This is a genomic window from Bacillus cereus group sp. N11 (assembly GCF_016483605.1).
GTDB lineage: Bacteria > Bacillota > Bacilli > Bacillales > Bacillaceae_G > Bacillus_A > Bacillus_A toyonensis.
In genome coordinates, this window is sequence record NZ_JAEHBN010000008.1 from 62,207 (window position 1) to 83,668 (window position 21,462).

The following is a 21,462-nucleotide window of genomic DNA, read 5'->3' on the forward strand; positions in this document are numbered from 1 at the left end:
TCAACCTCTTTTCCCTTTCGTACAATAAAGGAAAGGAGGTTGACTTATGAAAAAACGTCAATTAGGAAACTCAGATTTATTTGTGACAGAAATGGGACTTGGCTGTATGTCTCTCGGCACATCTGAAACAGAAGCTATGCGCATTATCGATGAAGCAATCGATTTAGGAATCAATTTTTTTGACACAGCGGATTTATATGATTATGGATTAAACGAAGAATTTGTTGGAAAAGCATTGAAGGGAAAACGAGACCAAATTGTTCTTACAACAAAGGTTGGAAATCGATGGACAGAAGAAAAAAACGGCTGGGCTTGGGACCCTTCTAAAGCCTACATAAAAGCCGAAGTAAAAGAAAGTTTACGTAGACTTCAAACTGATTATATTGACCTTTATCAACTTCATGGCGGAACGCTGGAAGATCCGATAGATGAAACTATTGAAGCTTTTGAAGAATTGAAAAAAGAAGGTATTATTCGCCATTACGGTATTTCTTCTATACGTCCAAATGTCATCCGTGAGTATGCAAAACGCTCAAATATCGTTAGTGTACTAATGGAATATAGCCTTTTAAATCGTCGTCCAGAAGAATGGTTCCCACTTCTTAATGAACACCAAATTAGTGTCATTGCCCGCGGACCACTTGCGAAAGGGATTTTAACTGACAACAATGCAAGAAAGATAGAAAGAGTAAAAGAAAAGGACTATCTCTCTTATTCTTACGATGAATTAAACACTACACTCGGGAGTGTAAAAGAAGTTATCGGAGAAAAATCTTTAACAGGAACAGCTATTCACTATTGCTTACATAACGAAACTGTTGCAGCTGTTATACCTGGTGCAAGCTCTATTCAACAATTACAGATAAATGTACACGCTTGCCAACAGTTACCTGTAACAAAAGAAGAATATATACAACTTCAAAAAATCGTTAAGCATGATTCATATGCCTTGCACCGTTAAAATATCGATTTACTGATAAAAACAGATGACTGCCCCCAACATTAAACATTAGGAGGCAGTCTTTTTTATAACGTATCATATTTGTCCGGATTCGTTCCTACATGTAAATTGCGATTTAACGTATTAATTTGATTCATCTCTTCTTCAGTTAATGAGAAATCAAAGATAGTAAAATTCTCCTGAATACGAGATGGTGTCACAGATTTAGGAATCGTTACTATCCCACTTTGAATATCCCATCGTAATATAACTTGTGCGGGTGTTTTTTCATATTTGTTAGCAATCCCCTGAATAATTGGGTGCTCGAATACTTCGCCGCCCCTCATTAACGGACTCCACGCTTCCATTTGAATTTGCTCACCTTCACAGAAATTACGCAATTCAAATTGTGTTAACATGGGGTGAAGTTCCACTTGGTTTACCATAGGCTTCACTTTACAATTTGGTAATAACAGTTCTAAATGATGTTTATGAAAATTAGAAACACCAATCGCGCGTACTTTACCTTCTTCATACAATTTTTCTAAAGCTCGGTACGTTTCAATATACTTCCCTCTAATTGGCCAGTGGATTAAATATAAATCTACATAGTCCATCTGTAATTTCTTTAAGCTGTTTTCAAATGCTTCGAGTGTCTCCTCGTATCCTTGATCGTCGTTCCAAACTTTTGTTGTAATAAATATGTCTTCTCTCGGAATTCCTGATTCACGAACTGCCTCACCGACACCGCTTTCATTTTCATATACAGCTGCTGTATCAATCGAACGGTATCCAACTTCTAACGCTGTTTTTACTGCTTGCTTTACTTCGTCGCCTTCTTTCGCTTTATAGACGCCTAGACCAATCATCGGCATTTTCACGCCATTATGAAGTGTAGTTGTTGGAATATGCACAGTCGTTCTCCCTTTCATTGTTACATTTTATAAACCACTACTTTATTTCAACAAGATTCATCCAAAAAGTCAAAATATACGTATAGTTGACATAATAATTTTATACACTAAAAATACGAACTCAATTATTTACGTTTCCTTTTCTCCATTCTTTTGCTTTTTCATCAATATTACGTACAAACTCGTTTTTCCCTTCCGTATATAACGTGCCATCATATGTATATTTTTCGGCTAGTTCTCTCTTTAAAACTGCATACGCCTTTGCTTCTTCACAATGCGCCATCATATAATCACGAAACGCTAAATGCCTTACTATCTCAGGATTTCCTTTTTCAAACACGTGTAAGTGATACGAGCGTTTTTCCTCCGTTCCATGAATAAAATAACGGCGTCTTGAAATACCATTTTCTCCTTTTACGATGTAACCAAGCTCTTTAAATCTTTCATTCCAACGATCTACACGATCGATACTTTCTACCTCCATAATCATATCGATAATAGGTTTAGCTGCTAGTCCTGGCACTGATGTACTGCCAATATGATGAATCTCCACTGTTTCTGGCAGCACAGACTTCAATCTTTCGGCTTCCATTTGAAATTTTTCAATCCAATGATTTTCATATGGTACGACTACAATTTTTCTCATTTTAACTCCCCTTTTCTTACAAGCTCGTCAAAAAAATGACCAGCGATATACACTGATCATTTTCGTTATTATTTAAAGTCTTTCCAAGTAAGATTACTTTCACTTAACAGTTCTTCAAATGATTTATTCTTTTCACGTTCTTTTTGCTCTTGACGCTTTCTTTCCAGTTCTGCTGCCTCTTTTTTCTCTTCTCTCACTTGTAACTCTTTTTTCTTATTTTTTAATTGTTGCATGAGTGAATCATTTAATTGATCACCTAATGTAAGTGATTCTTTCTTCGGTTGGTTCATTTGAGATTGTCTTTGCACTTGCCTTTGTTTCTTTTTCTTCATACCGCTCACCTTTTACTTTTTTCTCCATTATAGAGGATACATGCTGAAATCGACAATAAAAAAGGCTCATTACTCTATTATTCATTATTTGTAAATTTGTTAATTTTTTAAAAAAACTAAATTTTTATATAGATATAATCCTATGAATCTATTAAAATTATGTCGTATGATGTCAGATTATAAAAAAAGGAGAAATGAATTATGTGGAAAAAAATTATTCCCGCTGTCGCAGTTTTAAGCACCATTACTTTTTCAAGTGTATTCGCCGCTCCCCCATCTCAGACTCCAGCCGAACAAAACCGTTACATAGACGTACAAATGCTTGGCATTAATGATTTCCATGGACAACTAGATACTGTTAAAAAAATTAATAATAAAGAAGCTGGTGGCGCTGATTACTTAGCCACTTATTTAAAAGAACGTAAAAAACAAAACACTAATACACTTCTCGTACATGCTGGCGATATTGTCGGAGCTAGTCCACCAGTTTCAGCATTGTTACAAGACGAACCAACGATTGAATTTTTAAACGACTTAAAATTTGATGTAGGTACAATCGGAAACCATGAATTTGATGAAGGCATCGATGAAATGAAACGACTCATTTACGGTGGTTACCACGAAAAAACAGGGAATTTCAAAGGAGCAAACTTCCCTTATGTCGCTGCAAACTTCTATAACAAATCAACTGGTCGCTTATTCTTACCACCATTTACTGTAAAAATGGTAGATGGTGTTCCTGTAGGATTCATTGGTGTCGTTACAACTGATACACCAAATGTCGTTATGCCTACTATGCTTAAAAATGTACAGATCACTGACGAAGTGGAAGCGATTAATAAATCAACGCAACAATTAAAGCGTCTCGGTGTTAAATCTATCGTCGTCCTTGCACATGTTGGCGGAACGACAGATGAATCTGGTATAACAAATGGCGACCTTAACCGAATTGCAAATGAAGCTGATCCAGAAGTTGATGTTATTTTCGGTGGGCATAGTCATACGTATGTAAATGGTACTGTTAATAATAAACTTATCGTACAAGCGAACTCTTACGGGATGGCTTTCTCAGACGTAGATGTAACAATTGACCGTAAAACAAAAGATATCGTAAAGAAAAAAGCTGAAGTTGTTACAACATACCATGAAGGTGTCGAACCTGATAAACAAGTAAAACAAAAGTTAGATCAATATAAAGAAAAAATCGCACCTCTTGTAAATGAAGTAGTCGGAAAATCTACAGCACCTATTGACCGTAAACAAAACGATGCTGGTGAATCTACACTTGGAAATTTAGTTGCCGATGCACAGCGCCAAACGATGCAAACTCAAATCGCACTTATGAATCCTGGTGGGATTCGTAATGACTTAGACGCTGGTGATATTACATGGGGCGAATTGTACGGCATTCAACCTTTTGGAAATCAGTTGATTAAAGCAGATTTAACAGGTCAAGATATTCGTGATATTTTAAATCAACAATGGCAAAAAGGAACAACGAGAATGCTGCAAATTTCAGGTATTCAATATACTTGGGATGCAAGCAAACCAAACGGTGAAAAGGTTACGAATATACGCTTAACAAATGGAGAAGAATTATCTCCATCTAAAACGTATAGCGTAGTTGCAAATGCTTTCTTAGCTTCTGGTGGTGATGGATTCGTATCATTTAAAAATGGTAAAAATGCAGAGACTGGTCCAAATGACTTTGAAGCACTAGTTGATTATGTAGAACAAGTAAAAGAGCCAATTCAACCAACTATTGATGGTAGAATTCAAAAAATAAATTAAGTACGCTCGAAATACGCACTCTGTACTTTTCATTGCAAAGGATATGCACTTATCCTTTATTCTAGCCGTAATATACATGAAACAAAGAAAAGGATACTCGTTCTTATAATGAACACAGTATCCTTTTCTTCAATTATCAAAATGTGATGTGTTGTTAAAGTCATATTGCTGTAAAAATTGTTGTAATGCCTCTTCTACAAGTTTAGATTTTTGAATCCCTTTTGATTCTGATATGATGTCTAATCTTGCTAATATTTCTTTATTAATAGAGAAGGTACGTTTCTTTTTTTCTGTACTTTTACTCATAATTGGTGCACTTACTTCTTCTCTCTTTCTTAATAATTCATAAATGCTTTGTAATTGCTCATAAATTAATACTTGATAATCTGTTTTCGCATATTGAAGGGCGGTCGCTTCTTGGAGTTGTAAGTGACGTGGTTCTTCTCCATCTCCTACAAAAATACGTTTCTTCCGTTCTCCATCATACTCGTATCCAATCCACCTTAATTTCTTCGATAATGTATACGGACTTATTTCAAGGCGCTTTGCTATAATAGCGATGGATTCACGCCTATTTAAACAATCTATAATTTCTCCAATCGTCACAATTTCCCCTCCTCCCATGTTGAAATGACACTAGCATGGTATGTTACAATGATTTTCTAACAGTATATGCAAAATAAATAGCCTGTGCGATTCATACGATTTCAGAAAAGGAGGTTTTCAATATGCTTTTTCGTAGCTGTACCCCACAGTTCTATAATGAAAATAAACAACTCATTCCTAATAGTATTGCTACGATGGAAAGCGTTATGATTAACAACCGAAAACAATTCCTCCTCATGCGTGGTCAAAACGTAGAACAGCCTATTTTATTATGCTGTCACGGCGGACCTGGCATGGCACAAATCGGATTTATTCGCCATTTCCAAAAAGAATTAGAGAAGCACTTTATCGTTATTAATTGGGATCAACGCGGGGCAGGTAAATCCTTTTCAATGAAAGATTTCGGAGCAAATTTCACAATCGAACAATTCGTTTCCGATGCAAAAGAAGTGATTCAATATGTACTTAAAAGGTTCAACAAACAAAAACTATTTCTCGCTGGTCATTCTTGGGGAAGTATTATTGGGCTTAACATAGCACATCAATATCCAAAATATATCGAGGCTTACATCGGTATAGGGCAAATTGTACATATGAAACAAAATGAAGAATTGCTATATCAACATTTAATTCATTCTGCCAAAAAACATGATCATAAAAAAGCATTAGCTTCCCTTTTAAAATTAGGTAAACCACCATTTTTAGATACGAGACGTCTTATTATTCAAAGAAAGTGGCTTGGCACATTTGGAGGCGCAATCCAAAACGGATCTTCCTTTTCTTTCATACGAAAAGGTTTCTTTTCTCCTGAGTATACGCTATTAGATTGGTTCAAGTTTCTCGCAGGAAATTTAAAATCTGGCGTTTTATGGGAAGAAATGCTGACAATCGATTTCTTTTCGTCTATTTCAAGTTTATCTATTCCGGTATATTTTTGTTCTGGTCGCTATGATTATCAAACTCCGTATGCACTCGTTCAAGAATATTGTGATGTTATTGAAGCACCCATAAAGAAAATGATTTGGTTTCCAAATTCAGCACATTCTCCTGATCTAGAAGAACCAGAACTATTTGCTAATTCTTTACAATCCATCAAACAAGAGCTATCTTTTCATCATTAAATACAAAAGGCTCTTTTACATTTCATAGAAAACATTTTATAATAATATGTCGCAAGTATTATGTATAAATATAGCAAACTGCTTCATATTCACTTGCCTTAACAGAATAAAAATTAGGGAGATTATATCTATTATGAACGCTGTACTCGTCGCAGTAGCAGTCATGCTATTGCTTAGTTTGTTACGTGTCCAAGTCATTGTCGCCATTATTATTGGAGCTCTAACAGGCGGACTTATCGGCGGACTCGGTATTTCAGAAACAATTAACACTTTTACAACTGGCCTTGGAAACAGTGCCCCTATCGCATTAAGCTATGCAATGCTTGGCGGTTTCGCTATTTCTCTTTCTAAAACAGGACTTCCAGATGCCATGATTCAAACTGCATTAAAATGGATTGGCAACGAACAAGACACAAAAAAACAAGTTTATTCTAAAATACTGATTTTATTCATCATTTTAACAATGGCTTGTTTCTCACAAAATGTTATCCCTGTTCATATCGCTTTCATCCCAATCTTAATTCCTGCACTTTTAAAAGTATTAAACGAGCTGAAAGTAGATCGTAGACTTGTCACATGTATTATTACATTCGGGTTAATTACACCTTATATGTGGATCCCTGCAGGATTCGGAAAAATTTATCATGACGTATTGCAAACAAATGCTGCCCAAAGCGGCCTTACATTTGATGTCGCGCTTATCCCAAAAGCGATGACTATTCCAGCAATCGGAATGATTATCGGATTATGTGTAGCGGTATTCATTACGTACCGAAAACCTCGTACATATGAAACAGAACAAATTCATACCGCCGAAAGTGAAATCGTTCCCTATACAAAGCGAAGCATCACTTTCGGATTATTATCTATCACAGCTACATTAACTGTTCAATTAGCAACAGAATCAATGATTTTCGGTGCCTTAGCGGGGATTATTGTCTTATCAATTAGTGGTAGTCTCCCCCTTAAAGAAGCAGATGCAATATTAACAAGTGGAATGCGTATGATGTCCTTTATCGGATTTGTTATGATTTCTGCCGCTGGATTTGGCGCTGTTCTTCGAAAAACAGGACATGTTGAATCACTTGTGCAAACGAGTGCACATTTCATCGGAAATAACAAACCGCTTGCTGCATTTCTTATGCTCGTTATCGGACTTCTCGTTACGATGGGAATTGGTTCATCCTTTTCAACCATCCCTATCTTAACAACAATTTTTGTACCCCTTTGCATTCAGCTTGGATTTAGTCCAATGGCTACAATTGCAATTATCGGTACAGCAGGAGCGCTAGGTGATGCAGGATCTCCAGCATCTGATAGTACACTTGGACCAACATCTGGTTTAAACGCTGACGGTCAACACCATCATATATGGGATACATGTGTACCGACTTTTCTGCATTATAATATACCGTTACTTATATTTGGCTTTATTGCCGCAATTACATTGTAAAAGGTGCGTATAAAACGCACCTTTTACTTTTTCATTTTCCCTTTTAATTGTTGAAAAGCTATTTTCGCTTCTTCTTCGACGTAATTTTCAATTGCTGGTAGTGATGGACCTATCCATTCACTCTCGATACTCCCATTCGGTCCAATAATTTTTAATTTTTCTGGTATATGTATATTTAGAAATTTGGCTGCTCGAATTAACTCGGTAGCAACCTTATCACTTGAAGCTACAATTCCATCTATATACGGATGAGTTTGCAATAATGTAATAAACTGTTTATTCGTATACCTTTGTACACATGCTTCTCGATAAGAGATCCCTTCATCCCAAACAGCGTCTAAAAATCCTGATATACGCTCTTCCATTTCTTCACTTTCTTCCCCCTCACCGAAATAAGCAAGAAAGTGACATTCTTTCTCTTTTAATAAAGAAACAGCCCTCTGTCCACTTTCATAATCATTTGTAAGAGGTTGTTTGTCCTCCATCACAACAAATGGGAATTCGATTTTCCCTAGACTTTTAAAAACTGATTTTGTCAAAATAACACCTGCAACGTTATTTTGCTTCAACATATGTATGTATCTATCTTTATTCTCTATATTACAAACGATTATTTGATAGCCTTCTTTATATGCTATTTCCTCAATACAATGTAGCAAAGTGATGTTTAATGAGTTACATAAATTCTCTACAAGTAATGCAATGATTGTTGAATTCTCTTTAAATAATGGCTTTGCTGCACTGTTTGGCCTATAACGTAATTCCTCAATTGCTTCCTTTACTTGTTTTACTGTTTCGTCATGAACGTATCCTTTTTCATTAATAACTCGTGAAACGGTTGCGACTGAAACACCTGCCAATTTTGCAACATCACGTATAGTTGCCACATCGTCACCCCTTAATATGGTAATAGATTACAATTTTAAGGTAACTTAAATTACAGTATTCGTCAAGATTAATAACTTATATTTCTGAAAATTGTTACATCATTTCAATAAACGATACTCCATCTGAATTTCATGTAAAATCGGGATATTATCATATCCAATGCGCGGAATTTCTTGCTTTATTTTTCGCGCCTCTTCTACTGCATTTACATATAAATTTGTCATCATGAAATTACGTTTTTGATAAAAGCGTAACGCGTTCATATTATCATTTGTTGTAATGAGCCAAACTCCTTGGCACTGTGCTTCTTGAGCAACTTGCAATACGCAATCCACAAGCTTCGTCCCGATCCCCTTCCTTTCTTCAAAACTATCTAACGATACAATTTCACACAAATTCCCAGTCACTTCATACGTTATAATTCCGATTATTCTGTCATCTAAAAACGCAACAAATCCTGGTAGCTCTTCTAACTGATGCCCCTTACCACGCGAAACCATCAATGAGCTCCCCCAGTTTTCACACATGAACATTCGGATTTTTTCTTTCATTGTTGATGTAATTTTTTTTATATGCACCATTTCCTATTTCTCTCCTTTTCTATCCTTGTGATACAATGTAAGTGTATCACATGTAACGGTATTTGGAGGATGAGGTAAAGTATGAAACGTTTTTTTGCAGCATTGTTTACTATACTAGGTGCGATAACTGCCCTTGGGATTTTCTTTACAAATAAAGTGATGTACTTGAAGAAAAAAACAGAGGAAGAAGTTCTAGAAAGAGAATCGAAAAAACATTTTCGTATAGAAGATTTTGACGCTCTTCATAAAGAAGAAATTCATATCCCTTCGCAATTCGGATATGATCTTCATGGATATTACATTCCTGCAGGTCATTCCAACAAGTTTATGATTTTTTGTCACGGCGTAACTGTAAACAAAATGAACTCTGTAAAATATGCAAACTTATTTTTAAGCAGAGGATTTAATGTCCTTATTTATGATCATCGTCGTCATGGTAAAACCGGAGGAAAAACAACAAGCTATGGATACTATGAAAAACATGATTTAAAATCAGTAGTTGACTGGCTAAAAAGTCGTTTTGGCACAAATATAATACTCGGTATTCATGGTGAATCTATGGGCGCTGCAACACTACTTCAATACGCAGGACTTGTAGAAGATGGTGCTGATTTCTATATTGCAGATTGTCCTTTTTCTGATTTCTATGGGCAATTACAGCACCGCTTAAAGGTTGAATTCCATTTACCCAAATGGCCTTTATTACCATTAGCAAATGCTTTTTTAAAAGTTCGTGACGGGTATACAATTCGTGAAGTTTCACCAATCGACTGTATAAAAAACATTAACAATCCCGTTCTCTTTATTCATAGTAAAGATGACGATTATATTTTAGCCGATATGACAAAAGCTCTATATGAAGCAAAAGAAAATAATAAACAACTTTATATTGCAGAACACGGTGCACACGCTTGCTCTTATAACGAAAATAAAGAGGAGTATGAAGCAGCTCTTGATCAATTTTTGAACACATGCGTAAAAGAAACAAAAAACAGGCTTGCATAAGCCTGTTTTTTTCATTGCGATAAAACGTCTGTAACTTGTTCCATGTTTTCAGAAATCCATTGCACAGCTTCATCTAGCGTTGGAAATTCTGTCGTTTGAAACGTTACCTCATCTTGAAGTAACCAAACATCCTTCGCTTCTTGTCCTACACCGGCAATCGACCAGTGCAATAAACTATATGGATGATTATCATTCAAAAATGATGCCCACGTGCGCTCATTTGCAATATTTCGTAATGTAAGTAATTGTTTATCCATCTTTCGTCACCTTACTCTAGTCAGTTATAAAAAACATTATAACACTCTCTTCTCTCCCAAAGAAAGTGCTCTTTTTATCCCGCGTTAACGGGCAGTGAGACTCCCATCTCAAAATTCGGCTGAAGCAAAGAAGTTAGGCGGGAGATTAACTGCCCGTAATCGCCCGATTGGTGAAGGCTAATAATCAGTGGAATGAACCCCCTCCACTAATTAAAGTTTCACTTTATATTGTCAAGTGCTTCCCTTGATTATATGATGAAATTAAGCGTTTGGGAAGGAGGGATAGCGTTGGCAAAAGTACAAATTAAAGTAAATGATAATGGCTCTTTTCGCGTTACAGGGGATGTGGAATTAGTCGACTCACAAGGGAATGTATTCCCAGCAAAACCAGCATTTTCTTTATGCCGTTGTGGTTTATCAAAAAATATGCCTTATTGCGATGCTTCGCATAAAGGTAAATTCGAATCTGTTGTTAGAGCACCAGAGGCAAAGTAATTTTGTATGTGACATGCACATTTTTTGTGCATGTTTTTTCTTTTAATCAAAGTCTGGATATTCCTTTTCCTAACAACATTTTTAACACTTTTGTCTCCATTTCAATCTCCATGTATTTTCACACAATTCTTCACATTCAAATATTTTTGCTAGCCTTTTTTCTTTTTTGTGCTATAATTTGACCAAACAGCATCCTTCGGGGTCGGGTGAAATTCCCAACCGGCGGTGATGAAGTGAAAACTTCTAAGTCCGTGACCCGTTTTCAACTCGAAAACGGTGGATCTAGTGAAACTCTAGGGCCGACAGTATAGTCTGGATGGGAGAAGGATATGTTTCTAGTTTTTTATATAGTGAATACACTTTTATTTCAGTATGCATATTTTTATACATTCATTTTGAATTTATATATATGTTTAGTTTTCTATACTCATTTTTTATACTGAAATAAAAAAGAAACAACTAGCGTTTAAAAAATTCGATATTTTGCTAGGTTTTTTCCTTATGCAAAAATGTCAATCATCGCTAGGTTTCTTTCCTGTACTTTCGTATTCGAACTATAATTCTAGAAATCACGTCTCCCAAACCCCAAGGATATTAAATCCTTGGGGTTTTTTGATTTTTTTAGGAGAGGTGAAGAGAATGACTGATCAAGAATATATGAGGATTGCCTTGCAATTAGCTAAGGGGACATCAGGACAAACGAGTCCGAATCCTATGGTTGGTGCTGTTGTTGTAAAAGATGGAAACATCGTCGGAATGGGCGCTCATTTACGTGCTGGTGAAGAACACGCGGAAGTTCATGCCCTTCATATGGCTGGTGAGAAAGCCAAAAACGCTACCGTCTATGTAACACTTGAGCCGTGTAGCCACTTTGGAAAAACACCACCTTGCTGTGAATTACTCATCGAAAAGGGAGTTAAGCGCATTGTCATTGCTACCCTTGATTGCAACCCGCTCGTTTCTGGTAATGGAAAAAAGAAATTAGAAGAGGCAGGAATCGAAGTAACTACGGGTGTTCTTGAAACGGAAGCAGTTTTATTAAATCGCTACTTTTTTCACTACATGAAAACGAAACGCCCATTTGTCACGATAAAGACCGCGATGAGCTTAGATGGCAAAACAGCCACTGTAACTGGTGAAAGTAAGTGGATTACTGGTGCAGAAGCACGCGCTGACGTTCACCAATATCGCCATACACATGATGCAATTCTTGTTGGAGTGAATACAGTTATAGCCGACAATCCACATTTAACAACAAGAATTCCAAATGGCGGGAAACATTCTATTCGCGTTATTTTAGATACCCATTTACGAACGCCACCATCTTCTCATGTCATAACAGATACTTTAGCACCGACATGGATTATTGTAGGTAAGGATGTAAATAAAGAGAAAATAGCTTCTTATGAATCTAAAAATATAGCGATATTCCAAATGAAAACGAAGCAAATTGAAATTCAAGATGTTTTAGATCTACTCGGTGAAAAACAAATCCTGTCTCTCTTCATCGAAGGTGGACAAACTGTTCATGCAAGTTTCTTACAAACAAACAATTTCAATGAAATTGTAACCTATATAAGCCCGAAATTAATTGGCGGGAAAGGTGCTCCTACTCTTTTTGGAGGAAACGGTTTTTCAAAATTACAAGATTCGCTTTCCTTGAAAATTCAAGAGATGAAACAAATTGGCGATGATATCAAAATTGTTGCGACTGCCCGAAATGAGGTGACGAAATGTTTACAGGAATTGTAGAAGAATTAGGAACGATCACAAACATGCAACAAAGCGGAGAAGCGATGAAATTAACGATCCATGCAAATGAAATTTTATCTGATGTCCATTTAGGTGATAGTATCGCGGTTAACGGGATTTGCTTAACTGTAACGAGCTTTACAACTACTTCATTTACAGTTGATGCAATGCCTGAAACGATGAAATCAACATCACTTCGCCTGCTTAAATCACACTCTAAAGTAAATTTAGAGCGAGCCATGGCTGCAAACGGGCGCTTTGGTGGACATTTCGTTTCAGGACATATCGATGGCATCGGGACAATTTTAACTAAAAAACAACATTACAATGCCGTCTATTACAAAATAGCAATTTCCGATGAATTGCTACGCTATTGTTTGCATAAAGGATCCGTTGCTGTTGATGGAACGAGTTTAACGATATTTGATATAGACGAATCTTCCATAACAATTTCACTCATCCCACACACAGTAAGCGAATCTGTCATCGGAGAAAAGAATGCCGGAGATATCGTAAACATTGAGTGTGACATGATTGGTAAATATATCGAACGCTTTATTTCTAAACCTGTAAAACGAACGGGGTCAATGTCCGAAAGCTTTTTACAAGAAAACGGATTTCTATAAGGGGGAAACATAATGTTTCATCGTATTGAAGAAGCTCTAGAAGATTTAAAACAAGGGAAAGTCGTTATCGTATGCGACGATGAAAACCGAGAAAATGAAGGCGATTTTATCGCTTTAGCAGAGTATATTACGCCAGAAACAATTAATTTTATGATTACACATGGTCGCGGCCTCGTTTGCGTACCGATTACGGAGGGGTACGCAGAGCGCCTACAATTAGAACCAATGGTATCTCATAATACAGATTCACATCATACTGCGTTTACAGTGAGCATTGATCATGTTTCTACAACAACAGGGATTAGCGCTCACGAACGTGCAACTACGATACAAGAATTGTTAAATCCTGCATCTAAAGGTGCTGATTTCAATCGACCTGGACATATCTTTCCATTAATCGCGAAAGAAGGCGGTGTCCTTCGCCGTTCAGGTCATACAGAAGCTGCTGTCGATTTAGCAAAACTTTGCGGAGCAGAACCTGCTGGAGTCATTTGCGAGATTATTAATGAGGACGGTACGATGGCACGTGTACCTGATTTACTACAGTGCGCAAAACAATTTGATATAAAAATGATTACGATAGAAGATTTAATTGTTTATCGCCGCCATCATGAAACACTTGTGACAAGAGAAGTGGAAATTACCTTACCTACAGATTTCGGTACTTTCCAAGCAATTGGCTATTCTAACTCATTAGATACGAAAGAACATATTGCGCTCATAAAAGGTGATATTTCAACAGGTGAACCGGTGCTTGTACGTGTTCATTCTGAATGTTTAACAGGAGATGTATTCGGTTCATGTCGCTGTGATTGCGGACCACAACTCCATGCAGCACTTGCTCAAATTGAGCGTGAAGGAAAAGGTGTTCTTCTTTATATGAGACAAGAAGGACGAGGCATCGGGCTTCTTAATAAGCTTCGCGCTTATAAATTGCAGGAAGAAGGATTCGATACTGTAGAAGCAAATGAAAAACTCGGCTTCCCTGCTGACCTTCGTGATTATGGTATCGGCGCTCAAATATTAAAAGATTTAGGCTTACAAAGTTTACGATTATTAACGAATAATCCAAGAAAAATTGCTGGCTTACAAGGTTACGATTTAGAAGTAGTCGAGCGTGTACCGTTGCAAATGCCAACAAAAGAAGAGAATAAAACATATTTACAAACGAAAGTAAACAAATTAGGACATTTATTAAACTTATAATCAAAGGAGAGATTTATTATGGTATTCGAAGGTCATTTAGTTGGTACAGGATTAAAAGTTGGGGTTGTTGTTGGACGTTTTAATGAATTTATTACAAGTAAATTACTTGGCGGCGCTTTAGACGGATTAAAACGTCACGGCGTAGAAGAAAATGATATTGATGTCGCTTGGGTTCCTGGTGCATTTGAAATTCCTTTAATCGCTAAAAAGATGGCCAGTAGCGGAAAGTATGATGCTGTTATTACTTTAGGTACTGTAATCCGTGGAGCTACTACACATTACGATTACGTTTGTAATGAAGTAGCAAAAGGTGTTGCGTCTTTATCACTACAAACTGACATCCCTGTTATTTTCGGTGTATTAACGACAGAAACAATTGAACAAGCGATTGAACGTGCAGGTACGAAAGCTGGTAATAAAGGATATGAATCAGCCGTTGCTGCCATTGAAATGGCTCACTTATCAAAACAATGGGCATAAAAAAAGAGGCTGCGGCCTCTTTTTATTTTTTCGCTTTTTTTCGTACATCTTTTATTAATTCATTCATCGTTTTTCCTTCTGTCTTTATACGAAGTGCTTGCGCTGTTCTCCATACATTCTCTCTTTTTTTCGCTTCTTCTATAATAGTAATTTCTTTTCGTACTTCCTTTAAATCTTTCCCTTCCGTTTTCAATCCAAAATGTTCAGCTTTCGTTCGAAAATGTTGTTCAATTCTTTGTTGCATCTCTTTTTGTTCAGGATTTTCAGCGGCCTTAACTGGATCAGTACTTATTGCTTTTATTAAAATTAGACAGGTCATAATCGCTAATATGTATTTGTGCATGTAAAATCCTCCAACCCAATATAAAATACATATTTACTATGTACAACTAGGGCTTGGAAAATTCGTCCGCAAAAATTCTTTTTCTCACTCAAAACCCATTCGTATCAAGTGATAATAGCCTTTTATTACATTTTATTTACAAAAAAAGCAAACTCTTTTACAAGTTTGCTTTTTCCTCTATCTTATAGTGCACATTCCTCAATCTCAAATCCTAAATCTTCAATCATACCCCAGTCTGCAGTTGGCTCTTGTCCAGCTGTCGTTAAGTAATCCCCGACAAAAATAGAGTTTGCTGCAAATAAGCCGAGTGGCTGTACAGAACGTAAATTAATTTCGCGACCTCCTGAAATACGAATTTCTTTTGTTGGGTTTACGAAACGCATCATCGCCAATACTTTTAAACATTCTACAGGTGTTAACTCTTTTTGTCCTTCAAGCGGTGTGCCCTTTACAGCAACGAGGAAATTACACGGAATAGAATCTGCATCTATACGTTGTAATTCAAATGCTATTTCAGCACGTTCTTCAATTGTTTCTCCCATTCCAAAAATCGCCCCAGAGCATGGTGAAATACCAGCTTGTTTCGCTTTTTGAACCGTATCAACACGATCGTCATACGTATGAGTTGAGCAAATGCTTTCATAATTGTTTTCATGTGTATTTAAGTTGTGGTTATAACGATGAACACCAGCTTCTGCTAAGCGTCCTGCTTGATCTTCGTTTAAGAAACCTAAACAGCAACAAATCTTCAAATCTGTCGTTTCACGAATTTCCTTCACAGCCCCAATTACGTGATTTACTTCTTTATCTGTCGGGCGACGGCCAGATGCTACAATACAATATGTACCCGCTTTACGGCGAATTGCTTCATGTGCTCCTTCTACAATCTTCTCCTGCGTTAACCATGCATATTTATCAATTGGTGCTTCTGAAATAATAGACTGTGAACAATACCCACAATCTTCAGGACATAAGCCAGATTTCGTATTAATAATCATATTCAATTTTATTTTCTTACCAAAATGATGATGACGAATGATGTAGGCTGCATTCATAATTTCTAAAACTTCTGTATCATCAGCTTCTAATATTGCTATTGCATCTTCTTTCGTAATCATTTTCTCTTCTACTACGTCGTATGCAAGTTTTTTCCAATCTCTTTTTGTTTGTACTTGTTTCATTTCATCTCTTCCCCTCTTTTGTTATATACGTAAATAAAGCATGATACGTTGCCATTATCCCTTCATTTCCCGTGAAGTCTCTTTCGTATATACGAAGCATCGCACGAAAGAGTGAGGGACTTTGGCAATATGATTCTTCATTACTATTGGTCGCTCCTACTTTTCGAATAGAATGCAGAAACTCTCTAACTTCTGCAAAACTCTCTATGTAACATGTTTCAGAAACATGTACATCCCCTGTTTCTATCTTGCATATATGGCGTAACTGATCTTTCGAATAAAAACGTTGACCTATCACTATTTCATTTCGTATATTTTTTTCTTCTTTCGCCCTCCGAAACGAATTGTGAAGCTCTTGAAAAGTTTCTTGTCCAAACGTTGAAAAGAGTAGTATCCCATCTGTAGACAAATGATGAAATAGATTTCTAATCACTTGTTTTAAATCATTTAGCCATTGAAATGTAGCATTTGAAATAATGACATCATATGATTCTTCTAATCGTAATCGTTCGATATCTTCACAGTGAAACGTTACATTTTTTACATTTTGTCTAGTTTTCGCAACCGCAATCATACTTTCAGCAAAATCAATAGCTGTAATATGCGCTTTTGGAAATAAGTTTGATAATTTCTCTGTGACATAACCTGTCCCGCATCCCAGTTCTAAAATACGTATCGATGAATTTGCACTATATCGTCGATTCAATGTAGAAAGTAATGAATGTGCCATCTTTTTTTGTACATTTGCATATTGATCGTAAGATACAGCTGCCACGTTAAACCGTTTTTGCAGTAACGTTTTGTTGATCATGTCGTATCCCCTCTACAAATTGAATTACCTCATTTGCACAATATTCAAAATTCGTTATACATAATGCATGTCCTGCCTCACTTACTACCTTGAGTGTTACATTTGTATTGTCCGCCATACTATGAGCAGCAGACAATGGACATATTACATCCTGCTCTCCATGAATAAATAGTATAGGTGCTTGAATTTCTTTCAGCTCTCCTCTCATATCTGTTTCTATTAAATAATCCAAACCTAATTGTAAAGACTGAATAGAATCCCCTTTAAAATGTTTTACAATATCTTCAAAACATTTATTCTCTTTCAACTCATCTTTCGTAAACATATTTTCATAGAACCGCTTGAGCGTATCTTCTTTCTTCCCCACCAAATTCTTTTTCAGCCGTTCTACATGCAAAGAATTCCATCCACTTGTATAGTCACTCGTATTTGTAAATTTAGCAGTACCACCAATTAATACGATACCTTTCGCCTTAATCTTTTTATAGGCTTGAATTGCCACTAAAGCTCCTAATGACCATCCAACTAAAATTACATTTTCATCATGCGCTACATCTATTATTCGTTCCGCAAACTCGCCTATCTCTTTCACGTTACGCCAATCTATGCATTGAACAGGATATTCTTTGAAATACGGAAGTACTAAATCCCAAACATTTTCTTCCATTCCCCATCCAGGGATAAAAATAATCTTTAGCTCTTTCATACGAAAAGCTCCTCTTCTTTCGCAATGTGAATAATTTGGTCAATGGCCCATTTTAAATCAGCTATTGTATGTTGTGACGTAACAGCAAAACGGACCCGGGAACTATTAATTGGAACCGTCGGTGGACGAATTGCAATTGCTGCGATGTCTACCTCTTGTAATCTTTTACTAAACCGTAAAGCATTTTCATTTGAACCGACTACAATCGGTACAATATGAGTTGAGCTATTCCCAATATCAAAACCAGCTTCTCGTAAATGGGTTCTGAAATATGAACCATTCGCTATAAGACTCTCTCTTCTTTCGTTATCTTCTTTCACAATTTCAATTACTTTTCGTATCGCCCCTAATATTCCTGGTGGTAAGGCTGTAGTAAAAATAAAGCTTCTCATCATATTTCGTAAATACTCTATATAAATTGCATCGCCTGTCAAATACGCACCATAGCACCCTAAAGCTTTACTAAACGTCCCCATATGTATATCAATTTTTTGAGCAACGTCTTTTTCTATATGAGATAACCCAGCTCCATCGATTCCATATATTCCACTCGCATGCGCTTCATCAACTATAATGATTGCCCCGTATTTCTCCTTAAGCTGCACTAATTCTCTCAAGTATGCAGTATCACCATCCATACTAAAAACAGTATCAGTTACGATTAATTTCCTCTTTTCAGGTGACGCTATTTTCAATAACTTCTCTAAATGATCCAAATCATTATGACGATACCTTTTATGTTCTGCGCCGCTTAATATAATTCCATCAACAATACTTGCGTGATTTAATTTATCACTAAACACAATATCGTGACGACAGGCTAAAGCAGATATAGCACCTACATTTGCTGTATATCCACTATTTACAATTAGTGCTCTTTCAGTACCTTTCCAGTTGCATACACTTCTCTCAACCTCTTCATACAATGGATAATTTCCTACAACGAGGCGAGAGGCAGTCGCACCAGTTCCATATTTTTTTGTACACGCAATAGCAGCTTCTTTTAATCTTTCATCCCCAGCTAATCCTAAATAATTATTTGATGCTAAATTTAACAACCTTTTTTTATCTCGAATAAGCCACGTCTCTTCTGCTTGCTCTGTTACATGCAAATTACGATACTGTCCTTGCTCATGTAATTGTTGTAATTTAGATTGAAGATGTGTGCGCCACGTTTGATTCATTTTGAATGAACTCCTCTAATTTTGAAATCATAATATGTTCTTTTGCTGATTCCAATAATTTTTCCCTAGTAAATTCACCTTCAAGAAATGGTAATAAACCTAAAACTGGTACTCCACTTAACTCCTCAATCATTTCTTTATTTTCTTGCACTCTTTCTTTGTCACATTCTTTACAACTAGACAAAATTACACCTGCTACTGTTAAACCGTGTGCCTGTGCATAAGAAATTGTTAAGACAGTATGATTTACTGTCCCTAGCGTAGGGCGAGCTACTATAATAAGAGGCAACTGTAATTGTTTTGCGAAATCAATTACTAAACTATCTTCAGTATATGGGACTGCAAGCCCGCCTGCCCCTTCGACAAATACGCTATTAAACTCTTTTAATAGTTCTTCATAGTGCCTCATAATGTCTTTTAACTTTACGACTCTTCCAGCTCTTTTCATCGCAAGTCTCGGAGCAAGCGGTTCTTCAATGGAATAAGGACAAATTTCATCTTCTTTTGTCGGTACACCCGATAATGCTTTTAATCTTGCTGCATCTCCCTCAGGGTTTGATGCAACATGTCCACTTTGCAACGGTTTATATACCCCTACGTTATATCCCAACTCTCTATATACACCTGCTAACGCACCTGCAACCACAGTTTTTCCAACTTCAGTATCTGTTGCTGTTATGAAAAAACCGCTCATTCTTCTCCCTCCGTAACATCTGAGATTGCTTTATATAAAATGCGTAACATATCATCAATCTCATCAATTGTAGAAGCAAGAGGAGGCATAAATACAATCGTGTTACCGAGCGGTCGTAAAATCATGCCAAGATCTCTTGAGCGTTTACATACTTGCACACCGACTCTTTCTGTCCATTCAAACGATTCTTTCGTTTCCTTATTCTTCACTAGTTCAATACCAACCATTAACCCACACTGACGAATATCACCTACATGTTTATATGCAAAGAGCGCTTCTAATTGCTTTGCTACATATTCTGTTTTACGTGCAACATCTTCTATTAAATTTGTTTTTTCATATAATTCTAGATTCGCAATTGCTACTGCACACCCTAACGGATTACCTGTGTAACTATGACCATGGAAAAATGATTTTTGTTCCTCATATTCTCCTAAGAAGGCATTATATATTTCGTCTGTCGTTACCGTAACTGCAACCGGTAAATAACCACCTGTTAAACCTTTCCCAGCGGTTAAAATGTCTGGCGTCACATTTTCATGTTCACATGCAAACATTTTTCCAGTGCGCCCAAATCCCGTTGCTACTTCATCCGTAATAAATAAAACATTATATGTTGTACATAAATCCCTTAGCCCTTTTAAATATCCTTTCGGCATTGTAATCATACCGCCAGCACCTTGCATTAAAGGTTCTACAATAATAGCTGCAATTTCTTCATGTTTTTCTTTCAGCATTTCTTCCATTTCTTCTAAATGTTTTTTTACAATTTGTTCCTTATTATCTCCATAAGGAGAACGATATGTATATGGATACGGCATTTTAATTGCTTCAAATAAGAGTGAACTATACACTTGGTGAAACAAGTCTATTGCTCCTACTGAAACAGCACCAATCGTATCACCGTGATATGCTTCTTTTAATGTAACAAATCTTTGTTTTCTCGGTTTCCCTTTATGTTGCCAATATTGGAAAGCCATCTTAATTGCTATTTCAACAGCTGTAGAACCAGAGTCTGAATAGAACACCTTCTTCAATCCTTCTGGTACAACCTCAATAATTTTTTCTGCTAATAAAATTGATGGAACGTTAGCAAGTCCTAACATAGTAGAATGAGCAATTTTATTTAATTGCTCACGAATTGCTTCATCTAATTCTGGCACTTGATGTCCGTGAACATTTAGCCAAATAGATGAAACCCCATCCCAATATTCATTTCCATTTACATCGTATAGCTTTCTTCCCTCTCCACGTTCAATAATGACAGGATCTTCTTCTAAATAATCTTTCATTTGTGTAAATGGGTGCCATACGTAAGCTTTATTTTTCTCTGATAATTCTTCATATGTATAAGATGATTTTTCAGTCGTATTACTATTCACAGTCACAATTGTCACCCCTAATGTTAACTAGTTTATAGATATAGTTAACATTAAATCCAAAAGACTGT

At 36.4% G+C, this 21,462-nt stretch carries 24 protein-coding genes and 1 riboswitch; of the genes, 10 read left to right on the forward strand and 14 right to left on the reverse strand.

Features of this window, described 5'->3' with window-relative positions:
* Positions 1-46 precede the first annotated feature (46 nt).
* Positions 47-961 carry an aldo/keto reductase gene (locus JDS98_RS14760; protein WP_000747220.1) on the forward strand — a complete coding sequence of 305 codons (915 nt, stop codon included), beginning with the start codon at positions 47-49 and terminating at the stop codon, positions 959-961.
* A 65-nt stretch (positions 962-1,026) separates the two neighbouring features.
* On the opposite strand, the gene JDS98_RS14765 is transcribed toward JDS98_RS14760, so the two are convergent.
* From JDS98_RS14765 to JDS98_RS14775, 3 genes are all read right to left on the reverse strand, one after another.
* The gene (locus JDS98_RS14765) at positions 1,027-1,854 is read right to left on the reverse strand and encodes an aldo/keto reductase (RefSeq protein ID WP_000547983.1); all 828 of its coding nucleotides are present in this window, start codon (positions 1,852-1,854) and stop codon (positions 1,027-1,029) included.
* Positions 1,855-1,975: 121 nt separating this feature from the next.
* Entirely contained in the window at positions 1,976-2,500 is a 525-nt protein-coding gene (locus JDS98_RS14770) for a GrpB family protein (protein WP_001227193.1), read from the reverse strand.
* A 68-nt stretch (positions 2,501-2,568) separates the two neighbouring features.
* Positions 2,569-2,832 carry a YqkE family protein gene (locus JDS98_RS14775; RefSeq protein ID WP_000727568.1) on the reverse strand — a complete coding sequence of 88 codons (264 nt, stop codon included), beginning with the start codon at positions 2,830-2,832 and terminating at the stop codon, positions 2,569-2,571.
* A 201-nt stretch (positions 2,833-3,033) separates the two neighbouring features.
* Between JDS98_RS14775 and JDS98_RS14780 the strand changes: the two genes are divergently transcribed.
* Positions 3,034-4,623 (forward strand): bifunctional metallophosphatase/5'-nucleotidase, encoded by a 1,590-nt coding sequence (locus JDS98_RS14780; protein ID WP_199634004.1) that lies wholly within the window; start codon positions 3,034-3,036, stop codon positions 4,621-4,623.
* Between the two features lie 129 nt (positions 4,624-4,752).
* On the opposite strand, the gene JDS98_RS14785 is transcribed toward JDS98_RS14780, so the two are convergent.
* Entirely contained in the window at positions 4,753-5,229 is a 477-nt protein-coding gene (locus tag JDS98_RS14785; protein WP_000151924.1) for a ribbon-helix-helix domain-containing protein, read from the reverse strand.
* 122 nt (positions 5,230-5,351) lie between these two features.
* On the opposite strand from JDS98_RS14785, the gene JDS98_RS14790 reads away from it, so the two are divergent.
* Positions 5,352-6,350, forward strand: coding sequence for an alpha/beta fold hydrolase (locus JDS98_RS14790; protein WP_000898945.1), 999 nt, complete (start codon positions 5,352-5,354; stop codon positions 6,348-6,350).
* A gap of 133 nt (positions 6,351-6,483) precedes the next feature.
* Positions 6,484-7,803 (forward strand): Na+/H+ antiporter family protein, encoded by a 1,320-nt coding sequence (locus JDS98_RS14795; RefSeq protein WP_000994821.1) that lies wholly within the window; start codon positions 6,484-6,486, stop codon positions 7,801-7,803.
* A gap of 23 nt (positions 7,804-7,826) precedes the next feature.
* Here JDS98_RS14795 and JDS98_RS14800 read toward each other — a convergent pair whose 3' ends face one another.
* Complete coding sequence (locus tag JDS98_RS14800; RefSeq protein WP_098911574.1) at positions 7,827-8,690, reverse strand: LacI family DNA-binding transcriptional regulator; 864 nt, start codon at positions 8,688-8,690, stop codon at positions 7,827-7,829.
* 99 nt (positions 8,691-8,789) lie between these two features.
* Positions 8,790-9,272 carry a GNAT family N-acetyltransferase gene (locus JDS98_RS14805; RefSeq protein ID WP_000233394.1) on the reverse strand — a complete coding sequence of 161 codons (483 nt, stop codon included), beginning with the start codon at positions 9,270-9,272 and terminating at the stop codon, positions 8,790-8,792.
* Between the two features lie 81 nt (positions 9,273-9,353).
* Here JDS98_RS14805 and JDS98_RS14810 point away from each other — a divergent pair, with 81 nt between their 5' ends.
* Complete coding sequence (locus JDS98_RS14810; RefSeq protein WP_097958006.1) at positions 9,354-10,277, forward strand: alpha/beta hydrolase; 924 nt, start codon at positions 9,354-9,356, stop codon at positions 10,275-10,277.
* Positions 10,278-10,288: 11 nt separating this feature from the next.
* Here the strand turns inward: JDS98_RS14810 and JDS98_RS14815 are convergent, their stop codons facing one another.
* A complete protein-coding gene (locus tag JDS98_RS14815; protein WP_000360799.1) occupies positions 10,289-10,534 on the reverse strand; it encodes a DUF2552 family protein in 246 nt (81 codons plus the stop codon).
* Between the two features lie 252 nt (positions 10,535-10,786).
* Between JDS98_RS14815 and JDS98_RS14820 the strand changes: the two genes are divergently transcribed.
* From JDS98_RS14820 to ribH, 5 genes are all read left to right on the forward strand, one after another.
* Positions 10,787-11,029, forward strand: coding sequence for a CDGSH iron-sulfur domain-containing protein (locus JDS98_RS14820; RefSeq protein WP_002039507.1), 243 nt, complete (start codon positions 10,787-10,789; stop codon positions 11,027-11,029).
* A 188-nt stretch (positions 11,030-11,217) separates the two neighbouring features.
* Positions 11,218-11,361: riboswitch (FMN riboswitch) on the forward strand.
* A 307-nt stretch (positions 11,362-11,668) separates the two neighbouring features.
* Complete coding sequence (gene ribD / locus JDS98_RS14825) at positions 11,669-12,781, forward strand: bifunctional diaminohydroxyphosphoribosylaminopyrimidine deaminase/5-amino-6-(5-phosphoribosylamino)uracil reductase RibD (RefSeq protein ID WP_000132003.1); 1,113 nt, start codon at positions 11,669-11,671, stop codon at positions 12,779-12,781.
* Positions 12,763-13,407: a riboflavin synthase subunit alpha gene (ribE, locus tag JDS98_RS14830; protein ID WP_000493925.1), complete on the forward strand. Its 645-nt coding sequence runs from the start codon at positions 12,763-12,765 to the stop codon at positions 13,405-13,407. The genes ribD and ribE overlap by 19 nt, the downstream gene beginning before the upstream one ends.
* Positions 13,408-13,419: 12 nt before the next feature.
* Positions 13,420-14,613: a bifunctional 3,4-dihydroxy-2-butanone 4-phosphate synthase/GTP cyclohydrolase II gene (gene ribBA / locus JDS98_RS14835; protein WP_000469004.1), complete on the forward strand. Its 1,194-nt coding sequence runs from the start codon at positions 13,420-13,422 to the stop codon at positions 14,611-14,613.
* An 18-nt stretch (positions 14,614-14,631) separates the two neighbouring features.
* A complete protein-coding gene (ribH, locus tag JDS98_RS14840; RefSeq protein WP_000230897.1) occupies positions 14,632-15,093 on the forward strand; it encodes a 6,7-dimethyl-8-ribityllumazine synthase in 462 nt (153 codons plus the stop codon).
* Positions 15,094-15,115: 22 nt separating this feature from the next.
* On the opposite strand, the gene JDS98_RS14845 is transcribed toward ribH, so the two are convergent.
* From JDS98_RS14845 to bioA, 7 genes are all read right to left on the reverse strand, one after another.
* Positions 15,116-15,436, reverse strand: a complete 321-nt coding sequence (locus JDS98_RS14845; protein ID WP_000549775.1) for a hypothetical protein — start codon at positions 15,434-15,436, stop codon at positions 15,116-15,118.
* Between the two features lie 182 nt (positions 15,437-15,618).
* Complete coding sequence (gene bioB, locus JDS98_RS14850; protein WP_000815851.1) at positions 15,619-16,617, reverse strand: biotin synthase; 999 nt, start codon at positions 16,615-16,617, stop codon at positions 15,619-15,621.
* Position 16,618: 1 nt separating this feature from the next.
* The gene (gene bioC, locus JDS98_RS14855; RefSeq protein WP_000608928.1) at positions 16,619-17,428 is read right to left on the reverse strand and encodes a malonyl-ACP O-methyltransferase BioC; all 810 of its coding nucleotides are present in this window, start codon (positions 17,426-17,428) and stop codon (positions 16,619-16,621) included.
* Positions 17,394-18,134, reverse strand: a complete 741-nt coding sequence (locus tag JDS98_RS14860) for an alpha/beta fold hydrolase (RefSeq protein WP_097958001.1) — start codon at positions 18,132-18,134, stop codon at positions 17,394-17,396. The genes bioC and JDS98_RS14860 overlap by 35 nt, the downstream gene beginning before the upstream one ends.
* A complete protein-coding gene (gene bioF, locus JDS98_RS14865; protein WP_199634005.1) occupies positions 18,131-19,318 on the reverse strand; it encodes an 8-amino-7-oxononanoate synthase in 1,188 nt (395 codons plus the stop codon). Before bioF ends, JDS98_RS14860 begins: the two co-directional genes overlap by 4 nt.
* Positions 19,284-20,012: a dethiobiotin synthase gene (bioD, locus tag JDS98_RS14870; RefSeq protein WP_000012507.1), complete on the reverse strand. Its 729-nt coding sequence runs from the start codon at positions 20,010-20,012 to the stop codon at positions 19,284-19,286. Before bioD ends, bioF begins: the two co-directional genes overlap by 35 nt.
* Positions 20,009-21,400, reverse strand: a complete 1,392-nt coding sequence (gene bioA, locus JDS98_RS14875; protein ID WP_000217832.1) for an adenosylmethionine--8-amino-7-oxononanoate transaminase — start codon at positions 21,398-21,400, stop codon at positions 20,009-20,011. Before bioA ends, bioD begins: the two co-directional genes overlap by 4 nt.
* Positions 21,401-21,462 lie beyond the last annotated feature (62 nt).

What these genes read in the sequence shown, in the direction of transcription:
- JDS98_RS14860 (WP_097958001.1), bottom strand. Translation starts at nt 18,134, where the DNA reads ATGAAAGAGCTAAAGATTATTTTTATCCCTGGATGGGGAATGGAAGAA.
- JDS98_RS14770 (WP_001227193.1), bottom strand. Translation starts at nt 2,500, where the DNA reads ATGAGAAAAATTGTAGTCGTACCATATGAAAATCATTGGATTGAAAAA.
- ribBA (WP_000469004.1), top strand. Translation starts at nt 13,420, where the DNA reads ATGTTTCATCGTATTGAAGAAGCTCTAGAAGATTTAAAACAAGGGAAA.
- JDS98_RS14805 (WP_000233394.1), bottom strand. Translation starts at nt 9,272, where the DNA reads ATGGTGCATATAAAAAAAATTACATCAACAATGAAAGAAAAAATCCGA.
- JDS98_RS14845 (WP_000549775.1), bottom strand. Translation starts at nt 15,436, where the DNA reads ATGCACAAATACATATTAGCGATTATGACCTGTCTAATTTTAATAAAA.
- bioF (WP_199634005.1), bottom strand. Translation starts at nt 19,318, where the DNA reads ATGAATCAAACGTGGCGCACACATCTTCAATCTAAATTACAACAATTA.
- ribD (WP_000132003.1), top strand. Translation starts at nt 11,669, where the DNA reads ATGACTGATCAAGAATATATGAGGATTGCCTTGCAATTAGCTAAGGGG.
- bioC (WP_000608928.1), bottom strand. Translation starts at nt 17,428, where the DNA reads ATGATCAACAAAACGTTACTGCAAAAACGGTTTAACGTGGCAGCTGTA.
- JDS98_RS14790 (WP_000898945.1), top strand. Translation starts at nt 5,352, where the DNA reads ATGCTTTTTCGTAGCTGTACCCCACAGTTCTATAATGAAAATAAACAA.
- JDS98_RS14820 (WP_002039507.1), top strand. Translation starts at nt 10,787, where the DNA reads ATGATGAAATTAAGCGTTTGGGAAGGAGGGATAGCGTTGGCAAAAGTA.
- JDS98_RS14780 (WP_199634004.1), top strand. Translation starts at nt 3,034, where the DNA reads ATGTGGAAAAAAATTATTCCCGCTGTCGCAGTTTTAAGCACCATTACT.
- bioB (WP_000815851.1), bottom strand. Translation starts at nt 16,617, where the DNA reads ATGAAACAAGTACAAACAAAAAGAGATTGGAAAAAACTTGCATACGAC.
- JDS98_RS14760 (WP_000747220.1), top strand. Translation starts at nt 47, where the DNA reads ATGAAAAAACGTCAATTAGGAAACTCAGATTTATTTGTGACAGAAATG.
- ribH (WP_000230897.1), top strand. Translation starts at nt 14,632, where the DNA reads ATGGTATTCGAAGGTCATTTAGTTGGTACAGGATTAAAAGTTGGGGTT.
- ribE (WP_000493925.1), top strand. Translation starts at nt 12,763, where the DNA reads ATGTTTACAGGAATTGTAGAAGAATTAGGAACGATCACAAACATGCAA.
- JDS98_RS14795 (WP_000994821.1), top strand. Translation starts at nt 6,484, where the DNA reads ATGAACGCTGTACTCGTCGCAGTAGCAGTCATGCTATTGCTTAGTTTG.
- bioD (WP_000012507.1), bottom strand. Translation starts at nt 20,012, where the DNA reads ATGAGCGGTTTTTTCATAACAGCAACAGATACTGAAGTTGGAAAAACT.
- JDS98_RS14775 (WP_000727568.1), bottom strand. Translation starts at nt 2,832, where the DNA reads ATGAAGAAAAAGAAACAAAGGCAAGTGCAAAGACAATCTCAAATGAAC.
- JDS98_RS14815 (WP_000360799.1), bottom strand. Translation starts at nt 10,534, where the DNA reads ATGGATAAACAATTACTTACATTACGAAATATTGCAAATGAGCGCACG.
- JDS98_RS14810 (WP_097958006.1), top strand. Translation starts at nt 9,354, where the DNA reads ATGAAACGTTTTTTTGCAGCATTGTTTACTATACTAGGTGCGATAACT.